The sequence below is a fragment of the Serratia sp. (in: enterobacteria) genome (genome assembly GCF_046715635.1).
Classification (GTDB): domain Bacteria; phylum Pseudomonadota; class Gammaproteobacteria; order Enterobacterales; family Enterobacteriaceae; genus Chania.
The window spans coordinates 1-10,045 of sequence record NZ_JBKJYW010000505.1 but is presented as its reverse complement, the minus strand read 5'-3'; the positions used below and the strand labels follow the sequence as shown (position 1 = coordinate 10,045).

Annotated in this window: 8 protein-coding genes and 1 pseudogene; 6 read left to right on the top strand and 3 right to left on the bottom strand. The window is 54.2% G+C overall.

Annotated elements, in window-relative coordinates; translation table 11 throughout:
- Nucleotides 1–170 (bottom strand): annotated as a pseudogene (gene nudE / locus ACLQ7H_RS26195) (ADP compounds hydrolase NudE); the annotation flags it as partial.
- A 450-nt stretch (nt 171–620) separates the two neighbouring features.
- Between nudE and ACLQ7H_RS26190 the strand changes: the two are divergent.
- From ACLQ7H_RS26190 to pckA, 5 genes are all read left to right on the top strand, one after another.
- Nucleotides 621–2,759: an intracellular growth attenuator family protein gene (locus ACLQ7H_RS26190; RefSeq protein WP_411755200.1), complete on the top strand. Its 2,139-nt coding sequence runs from the start codon at nt 621–623 to the stop codon at nt 2,757–2,759.
- 85 nt (nt 2,760–2,844) lie between these two features.
- Complete coding sequence (gene yrfG / locus ACLQ7H_RS26185) at nt 2,845–3,525, top strand: GMP/IMP nucleotidase (RefSeq protein ID WP_411755199.1); 681 nt, start codon at nt 2,845–2,847, stop codon at nt 3,523–3,525.
- Nucleotides 3,522–3,929, top strand: coding sequence for a ribosome-associated heat shock protein Hsp15 (hslR, locus tag ACLQ7H_RS26180; protein WP_411755198.1), 408 nt, complete (start codon nt 3,522–3,524; stop codon nt 3,927–3,929). The genes yrfG and hslR overlap by 4 nt, the downstream gene beginning before the upstream one ends.
- 25 nt (nt 3,930–3,954) lie before the next feature.
- Nucleotides 3,955–4,833 carry an Hsp33 family molecular chaperone HslO gene (hslO, locus tag ACLQ7H_RS26175; protein WP_411755197.1) on the top strand — a complete coding sequence of 293 codons (879 nt, stop codon included), beginning with the start codon at nt 3,955–3,957 and terminating at the stop codon, nt 4,831–4,833.
- Nucleotides 4,834–5,033: 200 nt separating this feature from the next.
- Complete coding sequence (gene pckA / locus ACLQ7H_RS26170) at nt 5,034–6,653, top strand: phosphoenolpyruvate carboxykinase (ATP) (RefSeq protein WP_411755196.1); 1,620 nt, start codon at nt 5,034–5,036, stop codon at nt 6,651–6,653.
- A gap of 183 nt (nt 6,654–6,836) precedes the next feature.
- Here the strand turns inward: pckA and envZ are convergent, their stop codons facing one another.
- Together envZ and ompR are read right to left on the bottom strand one after the other, a co-directional pair.
- Nucleotides 6,837–8,207 carry a two-component system sensor histidine kinase EnvZ gene (envZ, locus tag ACLQ7H_RS26165; protein ID WP_411755195.1) on the bottom strand — a complete coding sequence of 457 codons (1,371 nt, stop codon included), beginning with the start codon at nt 8,205–8,207 and terminating at the stop codon, nt 6,837–6,839.
- Entirely contained in the window at nt 8,204–8,923 is a 720-nt protein-coding gene (gene ompR / locus ACLQ7H_RS26160; RefSeq protein ID WP_004709363.1) for a two-component system response regulator OmpR, read from the bottom strand. The genes envZ and ompR overlap by 4 nt, the downstream gene beginning before the upstream one ends.
- Nucleotides 8,924–9,301: 378 nt before the next feature.
- Between ompR and greB the strand changes: the two genes are divergently transcribed.
- Nucleotides 9,302–9,784: a transcription elongation factor GreB gene (gene greB, locus ACLQ7H_RS26155; RefSeq protein ID WP_411755194.1), complete on the top strand. Its 483-nt coding sequence runs from the start codon at nt 9,302–9,304 to the stop codon at nt 9,782–9,784.
- Nucleotides 9,785–10,045 lie beyond the last annotated feature (261 nt).

Sequence of the window (10,045 nt, the reverse complement as noted above, 5' to 3'; positions counted from 1 at the left end):
CCTATCACCGGCACAATCATCACCGCTTCGCGTTCCGAAGGGCGCATACGCTCATAGACCCGCCGCACACCGTTACTGAACTCCAGATCGACTGACTCAACGTTAAATAAACGCGAGCGCGCGACCGTTTCTACTTTCAGAATTTTAGGTTTTTGCAGGTGTTTATCCATGATTGCCTCAAATAGGTTAACCGCCTAATAGGCTGAATATTCAGCACTCTCAGGCAAGTAACCAGGATAATAATATGCGCGTTGTGCCAGACAGCAAGAGGGTCAAGCGCTGGCTAAACTCGATCTTGATCACATTGTGCGTTAATGGGAACCATTACCGCAACGAGCTTAGCCTGTAATTTACTTTTTTTTAACAAACCTGACCAGCAACCCTCCCGGTGGATAAAAAAACAGATAGGCAAATAAGATAATCCTGATATCCCGCCACCATGAGGATTGCTATGCTCACGCAGGTAAAAAAATCGTACGGTGTATGGTCAACGATAGCCACGAATGAGAGCCGGATAACAATTTAACGGCGGGTCATTCTATCTCTGGGCAGTTAACTCCGTATAATGTCAGGCTTTGCGGTTAGGATTGGCGGTTTCATGGGCGTAGGACGAGAATAGCATGAGCACAATAGCGTTGATATTGGCCTTAGCGCTAGCCTGCCTGATCGCTGCTAGCCTCTACTTGTGGTTTAAATTCCGCCCCCGGCCAGCCTTGGCAGGTACCCTGCCGTTCGTCAAACCTACCCATCGCAAGCTGACCACACCAGAACGGGCAGCGATTGAGTATTACCTTAACCAACAGAATCGCCTGGGCAGCAAACTGCTGTCAGGTTCGTCTTCGCTGCCTTCTGCCAGGCTGGCGTTGACCGCACAGAGCGACAACGTTTACCCGATCACCCATGCCATCACCCGCTATGGCCTTGCAAGCGATGAACCCAACAACTGGCGCTACTATCTCGACTCGGAAGAGATCCATCTGCCTCCGTTCTGGGAGCAGTACATCAGCGCCGATAACCACGTCGAAGTGATCAAGACCCAGACGCTGCCGCTGGTGATCTCACTCAACGGCCATTCGCTGCTGGATCATATTTACGACAGCCCACCTTCGCCGGTAGTGACTACAACCCCGACAAGGAACGCGTCCATCCGCAAAGAAGAGAGCGAACATATTGAGTTGGTGAACATCCGCAAGGAGACCCGCGAGGAACATGAGCTCAACCGGCCGAACGGCGTCAAGGAAGCTGGCCTCATATCAACTGCCCTGCTGCTGCTGTTCCTCAGCCTGATCAGCCCGGTAATGGTGATCCCCTGGATCATTCTGGTGGCGGTGCTGATGATCGTCTGGGGCTGCTGGCACCTGTTGCGCCGCCCGGCCGAAAAAGAGCTGAAAGAGGTGCATTGCCTGCGCGGCACGCCAAAGCGCTGGGGGTTATTCGGCGAGTCCAATCAGGGGCAAATCAGTAATATCTCTTTGGGGATTATCGATTTGATCTATCCCCCACACTGGCTGTCTTACCTGAGCGTGGATCTGGGTAAAACCACCAATGTAGATATCTACCTCAACCGGCAGGTGGTGCGTCAGGGACGCTATCTTTCCCTGCATGATGAAGTGAAGAACTTCCCCTTGCAGCAGTGGGGCAAGAACGCCGTATTAGCGGCCAGTTCGCTCGTGGTGCTGTTGTTACTGTTAATCTACATTCCACTCAGCCTGCCCGCTAAATTGAGCACCGCGTGGTTACAGGGGGCGCAGAAAACGGAAGTCACTAGCGTTCAGGCGCTGGAGGCCATCCCGCTGCATATCGGCGACAGGCTGAAAATTCAGGGCAACGGTATGTGCTACGTCCCTTCGGGCAACAACAGCGCCACCGCACCGAGCTTTATGCCTTTCGATTGTTCGGGGATTTACTGGAATACGGCTACCCCGTTGCCACAGCCCGAGTCGGAAGTGATCGATAAAGCCGCCGCTCTGATGGCCACCATCAACCGGCAACTGCACCCAAGCCCAAGCGGTGCCGATCAGAAAGTGAACCCGCAGTTGGCCAGTGCCATTGAAAAATCAGGCATGATCCTACTGGATGACTTTGCAGATATCGTGTTGAAAACGCAAGATCTGTGCGGCACGCAGGCCGACTGTGTGCGCTTGAAGAACGCTTTGGTCAACCTGGGTAACGTCAAGAACTGGGCCGCCCTGGTGAAACGAGCCAAATCCGGGGCGCTGGAAGGCGTTAACGTCCTGCTGCGGCCGGTCAGCGCTGAATCGCTGGAAAATCTGAGCAACGCGGCCACCTCTGCCTTTGTGGTGCAGGAAACCCGTCAGGCTGCTGCAGCCCTCAACAGCCCACCACCGGGCGGTTTCTTGATCACCAGCGACGAAGGCAAACAGTTGGTGGATTATCCCCTGCCCGCACAGCCGCTGAACGAATACAACCCACTTGACCAATGGAAAGAGCTGCAGCGCCTTAGCAGTCTGTTACTGCATACACCATTCCAGGCAAACGGGGTGATCACCAATATCTTTGTCGATGCTAACGGCACCCGACATATCGCCCTGCACAGTGAACCGGATATCGTGACTCTGTGGCGCTATTTTGGTGCCAGCCTGCTGTTGCTGGTGTTGGTTATCGTACTGGGTTACAACTCCTGGCGGCTGGTGCAGCGCAGGCGCAAAAACCAACATCGCCTCGCCGATATCCAGCGCTATTACGAAAACTGCTTTAACCCGCAGCTCACCCCGATATCCATACGCCCGATGGCGTAGCCTCCGCCCTGCCATCCGCCTATACTAGGCTGTATGTTTTTTTAGCACCCGCGGGATACCGCTATCCCGCCTATGGAGTTAGTACATGGTTCCTGAGTTTGACTGGCACGATATTGATACCGTACTGCTGGATATGGACGGAACCCTGTTGGATCTGGAATTCGACAGCCATTTTTGGTTAACGCTGGTCCCGCAGGCATTGAGTGAGCAACGAGCCATCCCCTTCGATGATGCCAGCAAAATCATTCACCAGGAATACCTGGCTGTGCAACACACCATGAACTGGTATTGCTTTGATTACTGGAGTGAGCGCCTCGGGCTGGATATCTACCAAATGACCAGCGAAGTCGGTAACCGCGCTCGGTTGCGTGAAGATACCCAGCCGTTTTTGCAGGCGTTACGCTCTGCCGGGCAGCGCACCATCCTGCTCACCAACGCACATCCTCACAGTCTGGCAGTGAAGGTTGAGCACACGGGTTTGGATCGACACCTTGATTTATTACTTTCCACCCACACATTTGGTTATCCAAAGGAAGATCAGCGCTTGTGGCAGGCTGTGCAGCAGCAAACCGGTTTTGACCCGCAGCGCACTCTGTTTGTGGATGATGGTGAACCCATTCTGGATGCCGCCCGCCAGTTTGGTATCCGCTATTGCCTTGGCGTGCAGAACCCGGATTCCAGCATGGCAAGTAAAACTTTCCAGCGTTATCCATCGATGAGCGACTACCGCCAGTTGATACCGGCATTGGAACGGAGGGAGCAATGAAAGCCAAAGCAACCACGGATGAGGCCATCCGCCTGGATAAATGGCTGTGGGCCGCCCGATTTTATAAAACCCGTGCACTGGCCCGCGACATGATTGACGGCGGCAAGGTGCACTACAACGGGCAGCGCAGCAAGCCGAGTAAAACCGTTGAAATCAATGCCGAAATCAAGCTGCGTCAGGGCAATGACGAACGTACCGTCATCGTGCTGGCCACCAACAGCCAACGGCGTGGGGCCGACGAGGCGCAGCTGATGTATCAGGAAACCGAGGCCAGCATTGCCAATCGCGAGAAAGTAGCACTGGCACGCAAAATGAATGTGCTGACCATGCCGCATCCGGATCGTCGTCCGGACAAGAAAGAGCGGCGCGATTTGATTAAATTTAAATTTGGCGAGCAGGAATAATCCCTCGTCTCAAAGAGAGAAAACTATGTCCAACCATGACCAATTGCACCGTTACCTGTTCGAAAACTACGCGGTGCGCGGTGAGCTGGTTACCGTCAGCGAAACCTATCAGCACATCCTGACCAACCATGACTATCCGGCTCCGGTACAAAGCCTGCTCGGCGAGTTGCTGGTAGCCACCAGCTTGCTGACCGCCACGCTGAAGTTCGACGGTGACATTACCGTTCAGGTACAAGGTGACGGCCCGCTGAAACTGGCGGTGATCAACGGCAATAATCGTCAGGAGATGCGCGGTGTAGCCCGTGTAGAAGGCGAGATTGCGGCCGACAGCACCCTGCACCAGATGCTGGGTAACGGCATTATGGTGATCACCATCAGCCCGTCTGAAGGTGAACGCTATCAGGGTGTGGTAGGTCTGGAAGGTGAAACGCTGGCCCAGTGTCTGGAAGGGTATTTCCGCCAGTCTGAACAGCTGCCAACGCGCCTGTTTATCCGCACCGGCGAAGCCGAAGGCAAACCCGCGGCTGCCGGCATGCTGTTGCAGGTGCTACCCGCTCAGGATGGCAATGCCGATGATTTCGACCATCTGGTGCAGTTAACCGCCACCATCAAAGATCACGAGCTGTTCACCCTGCCAGCTAACGAAGTGCTGTATCGCCTCTATCATCAGGAAGAGGTTACGCTGTACGAACCTCAGGATGTGATCTTCCGCTGCACCTGTTCACGCCAGCGCTGTGCCGATGCCTTGATTACGCTGCCAACGGAAGAAGTGGCCGATATGCTGGAACAGGATGGCAACATCGATATGCACTGTGATTACTGTGGTAATCATTATGTATTCGATGCGTTAGACATCGCCGCCCTCCACAACGGCAATGCCGACAGCAGCACCCAACTGCATTAATCAAAACCGCTATGTGACGTGCGTCAACTTGTGACGCACGTCAGCCCTCGTCGTTTGCACGCTTGCTTTATTCCGTGGTCTACATCTCATAACGTAACTAAAAAACGTTTAATACGTTAAATATTTGATACCTATCGCGGTTACATCGCCATGGATCCCTACAATTGTCGCCAGAAATTCTGTGATCAAGGAGTAGTGACATGCGTGTTAATGGTATAACCCACCAGGATCTTGCCGCTTATGGAATTCATAACGTTGGTGAAATCGTTCACAATCCGAGTTATGAATTATTGTTTAAGGAAGAAACGGACCCTTCTCTGCAAGGGTTTGAGCGTGGTGTAGTAACCAATCTGGGTGCCGTTGCCGTCGATACCGGCATCTTCACCGGCCGTTCGCCAAAAGATAAGTACATCGTCCGTGACGATATCACTCGGGACACCGTCTGGTGGGCCGATCAAGGTAAAGGCAAGAACGATAACAAACCTCTCAGCCCTGAAGTCTGGGCAGATCTGAAAAAACGGGTCACCGAGCAGCTTTCCGGCAAGCGCCTGTTCGTGGTCGATACCTTCTGCGGTGCTAACGCAGATTCCCGCCTGAAAGTCCGCTTTATCACAGAAGTGGCTTGGCAAGCGCATTTCGTCAAAAACATGTTTATCCGCCCGAGCGATGAAGAACTGCAAGGCTTTGAGCCTGATTTCGTGGTGATGAACGGCGCCAAGTGCACCAACCCGAACTGGCAGCAGCAGGGAATGAACTCGGAAAACTTCGTGGCATTCAACCTGACCGAGCGTATGCAGCTGATCGGCGGCACCTGGTACGGCGGCGAAATGAAAAAGGGTATGTTCTCCATCATGAACTACCTGCTGCCGCTTAAAGGTATAGCCTCCATGCACTGCTCGGCCAACGTGGGCGAGAAAGGTGACGTGGCCGTATTCTTCGGCCTGTCCGGCACCGGTAAAACCACGCTGTCCACCGATCCGAAACGCCAACTGATCGGTGATGACGAACACGGCTGGGACGACGATGGCGTCTTCAACTTCGAAGGCGGCTGCTACGCCAAGACCATCAAGCTGTCGGAAGAAGCCGAGCCAGATATCTATCACGCCATCAAGCGTGATGCGCTACTGGAAAACGTCACCGTCTTGGCCGACGGTACCGTGGACTTCAACGACGGATCGAAAACCGAGAACACCCGCGTTTCCTATCCGATCTACCACATCCACAATATCGTCAAGCCGGTGTCCAAAGCGGGCCACGCTACCAAGGTGATCTTCCTGACTGCGGACGCCTTCGGCGTACTGCCGCCGGTATCACGCCTGACGGCCAACCAGACCCAGTACCACTTCCTGTCCGGTTTCACCGCCAAGCTGGCCGGTACCGAGCGTGGCGTTACCGAGCCAACGCCAACCTTCTCTGCCTGCTTTGGCGCGGCATTCCTGTCACTGCACCCAACCCAGTATGCCGAAGTGCTGGTCAAACGCATGCAGGCAGCCGGAGCCCAGGCTTACCTGGTGAATACCGGCTGGAACGGCACCGGTAAACGTATCTCGATCAAAGACACCCGCGGCATTATCGACGCCATCCTCAACGGTGAAATCGATAAGGCAGAAACCATTACGCTGCCAATCTTCGATCTGTCGATGCCAACCGCTCTGCCAGGCGTTGATCCGGCCATCCTCGATCCGCGTGCCACCTATGCCAGCATAGAGCAGTGGGAAGAGAAGGCGCACGATCTGGCAAACCGCTTTATCACCAACTTCGACAAATACACCGATACCCCGGCAGGCGCTGCACTGGTCAGCTCGGGTCCGAAACTGTAATAGAGTCGATTAACCACCTAAACCAAGGCGCGGAATTCCGCGCCTTTTCTATTTTTAGCTGATCTGCACTTGAGATTGGTTTGAATTCGTGGCTGGCTTGCACTTGTGGTCAATTTTTAGGGGCGCTGCAATGCTGCGCCCATTAATAAACAGGCCACAGTGCTGCGGCCTTAAGTCAGGATATCAGGCGTTTTCTTTGGCGGGTGAAGTCCCGCTGGACGTTTCTTTCTTCTCGATCGGTAATGGGAGATAAGCTCGGATACGCAGCCCACCACGCTCACTGGTGCCGATGTCCAGCACGCCAGTATGAGCATCAATGATACGCTGCACAATCGCCAGCCCTAACCCGGTGCCGCTGGTGCTACGCGCACTGTCGCCACGTACAAAGGGTTGGAACAGGTGCTTCAGCTCTTCCGGTTTGATACCTGGGCCATCATCCTCCACCTGGAACCAGCCGCGCTGCAGTTCACGCCCGCTGCTGACCTTGATCCAGCCGTTGCCATAGCGCGCCGCATTCACCACCATATTCACCACCGCACGTTTGATCGAGAGCGGATGCACATCCACCATCAGCTCACCCGGTAGAATATCGGTTTCAATCACCCGCTCGTAGCCACTTTCTGTTGCCACCACTTCGCCCAAAATGGAATTCAGGTCGCAAATTTCGGTCTGCATCTCCTGGCCGGTACGCAGGTAATCAATAAACTGTTCGATGATGGCGTTACATTCTTCGATATCTTTATTGATCGACTCCGCCAGATAGCCGTCTTGCTCGCTCATCATTTCCGTCGCTAGCCGGATACGCGTCAAAGGCGTGCGCAAATCATGACTCACCCCCGCCATCAACAGCGTGCGGTCGTCGGCCAGCAACTTCACCCCAGAGGCCATCTGGTTGAAGGCCCGGGTCACCGAGCGCACCTCAGAGGCACCATACTCACGTAGCGGCGGCGGAATAATGCCTTTGCCTACCTGCAAGGCAGCATGCTCAAGCTCCACCAGAGGGCGGTTCTGAATGCGGATAAACAGCCAGGCGCCGCCTATCGCCAGCAACATAATCGCCAGGGTGTAGCGGAACAGCGGCGAAAAATCGCCTTGATGGATTTCGGTCAGCGGGACGCGCACCCAGATATCCGGCTGCAACCAGGTTTTCAGCCAGACCACCGGGGAGTTTTTGTTCACCTCGACGCGGACGTCGGTCGGGCCGCCCAGTTGCTGCGCCATCTGCTGGCTAAGGAATTGGTAGTGTTGCGCCCAGCGCAGGCCGCTCTCTTCCGCAGCCGCGTTGGTATAAAGCGAAATGCCCAGCTCGCGGTAGATCTCGCGGCGGAACGCTGGCGGCACCTCCAGCAAGGTACCGTCCTCCAGTTGCAGCCGATCGGTCATCAGCATACGAACTTCGTACGCCAATACCTTATTGAACTGCTGCAGACTGGGCAGGATGGCAAAGTTAAGCACCACCAGATAGGTAGTCACCAGGCTGACGAACAGCAAGGTAACGATCAACAGCAAAGTTCGGGCAAACGAGCTACGCGGTGAAAAGCGTAATCTCCTCATGCCTTACTGCCGTCCGGGACGAAGACGTAGCCAAGACCCCAAACGGTCTGGATATAGCGTGGATGTGCCGGATCTTCCTCAACCATGCGGCGCAGGCGCGAAATCTGCACGTCGATGGAACGCTCCATCGCACTATATTCACGGCCACGGGCCAGGTTCATCAGCTTATCGCGCGACAAGGGTTCACGTGGATGGCTGACCAAGGCTTTCAGCACGGCGAACTCACCGCTGGTTAATGGCATAGGTTCATCTTCACGGAACATCTCGCGCGTGCCGAGGTTCAGTTTGAATTTACCAAAGGCGATCACCGCCTCTTCCTGAGAAGGCGCACCCGGCAGTTCGTTAGCTTGGCGGCGCAGGACGGCGCGGATACGGGCCAGCAGTTCGCGTGGGTTGAACGGTTTAGGGATATAGTCATCGGCACCGATTTCCAGCCCGACGATACGGTCCACTTCTTCACCCTTGGCGGTCACCATAATGATCGGCATCGGGTTGCTTTGACTACGCAGGCGACGGCAAATGGACAGCCCGTCTTCACCCGGCAACATCAGGTCTAATACCATCAGATGGAAAGACTCACGCGTCAGCAAACGATCCATTTGCTCAGCGTTGGCAACGCTGCGAACCTGGAAACCCTGCTCGGTTAAGTAACGCTCTAAAAGCGCACGCAGGCGCATGTCATCATCGACGACCAGAATCTTGTGATTCTCTTGCATTGTCTGACTCCCAAAGGCTGTATTGCCTGATTCTAGATTGTGGCCCGCACTTATGCATCGGCACCGCTGGCGGCTATTTGGCAACAGCCTCGTATTGTTCAAAAACTCCATCATTACTGACAGCGTTTAATGGTATATATTCTAGACGAAATTGTTACAAAGCTTATTCTTTTGCCCAAATATCAACAATTTTCACTTAAATCAGGGGTGCCGTTCGGTAAAAAACTACCCGCTGCGTATGATGTACACTCTTGGCAGAAAACCGCAATACTGGTGAATTGGCAGTGTACCCCAGGTTTATAAAAAAAACGCCAACGGATATGGTGGCCGCTTTATGCGAGAATGCCCACCGCTCCTGTGATTTGATGATGGATAACGATGAAAACATTGCTGATCACCCGTGAGGGTTACAACAAGCTCAAAAAAGAATTGGATTTTCTGTGGCGTGAAGACCGCCCGGAAGTGACCAAGAAAGTCACCTGGGCCGCCAGCCTGGGCGACCGCAGTGAAAATGCCGATTACCAGTACAATAAAAAGCGGCTGCGTGAGATCGATCGCCGGGTACGCTATCTCACCAAGTGCCTTGAGCAGCTGAAAATTGTCGATTATGCGCCACAGCAAGCGGGCAAGGTGTTCTTTGGTGCCTGGGTAGAGATCGAGAATGACGATGGCGATACCAAACGCTTTCGTATCGTTGGCTACGACGAGATCTTTGGCCGCAAAGACTATATCTCCATCGACTCGCCAATGGCCCGCGCCTTGCTGAAAAAAGAGGTGGGGGATACGGCCACGGTTGAGACTCCGGCAGGAGTTGCCTACTGGACGGTCAACGAGATCGAGTATGTCAAAGACGTCGAATAATTTTGCCTGAACCGACTCGCTGTGTAGGGGCGCCGCTTGCTGCGCCCCTGACAAAAAAATCCGCTTCCCCGTCAAAACCCCAGGCCTCTGGGCTGGCATTTTACCCCTGCAAAACGTATAACTGTCCCCCTATTGATTATCGCTGCTAACAGATACCTGACTTATGACTGATCCACTGAGCCGCATTATTGCAACCGAACTGCAGGCCCGCCCGGAGCAAGTTGACTCCGCCATCCGTCTGCTGGATGAAGGTAATACCGT

Coding starts and splice junctions, on each gene's coding strand:
- yrfG (WP_411755199.1), top strand. CDS start 2,845: ATGGTTCCTGAGTTTGACTGGCACGATATTGATACCGTACTGCTGGAT.
- ompR (WP_004709363.1), bottom strand. CDS start 8,923: ATGCAAGAGAATCACAAGATTCTGGTCGTCGATGATGACATGCGCCTG.
- greB (WP_411755194.1), top strand. CDS start 9,302: ATGAAAACATTGCTGATCACCCGTGAGGGTTACAACAAGCTCAAAAAA.
- pckA (WP_411755196.1), top strand. CDS start 5,034: ATGCGTGTTAATGGTATAACCCACCAGGATCTTGCCGCTTATGGAATT.
- hslR (WP_411755198.1), top strand. CDS start 3,522: ATGAAAGCCAAAGCAACCACGGATGAGGCCATCCGCCTGGATAAATGG.
- ACLQ7H_RS26190 (WP_411755200.1), top strand. CDS start 621: ATGAGCACAATAGCGTTGATATTGGCCTTAGCGCTAGCCTGCCTGATC.
- envZ (WP_411755195.1), bottom strand. CDS start 8,207: ATGAGGAGATTACGCTTTTCACCGCGTAGCTCGTTTGCCCGAACTTTG.
- hslO (WP_411755197.1), top strand. CDS start 3,955: ATGTCCAACCATGACCAATTGCACCGTTACCTGTTCGAAAACTACGCG.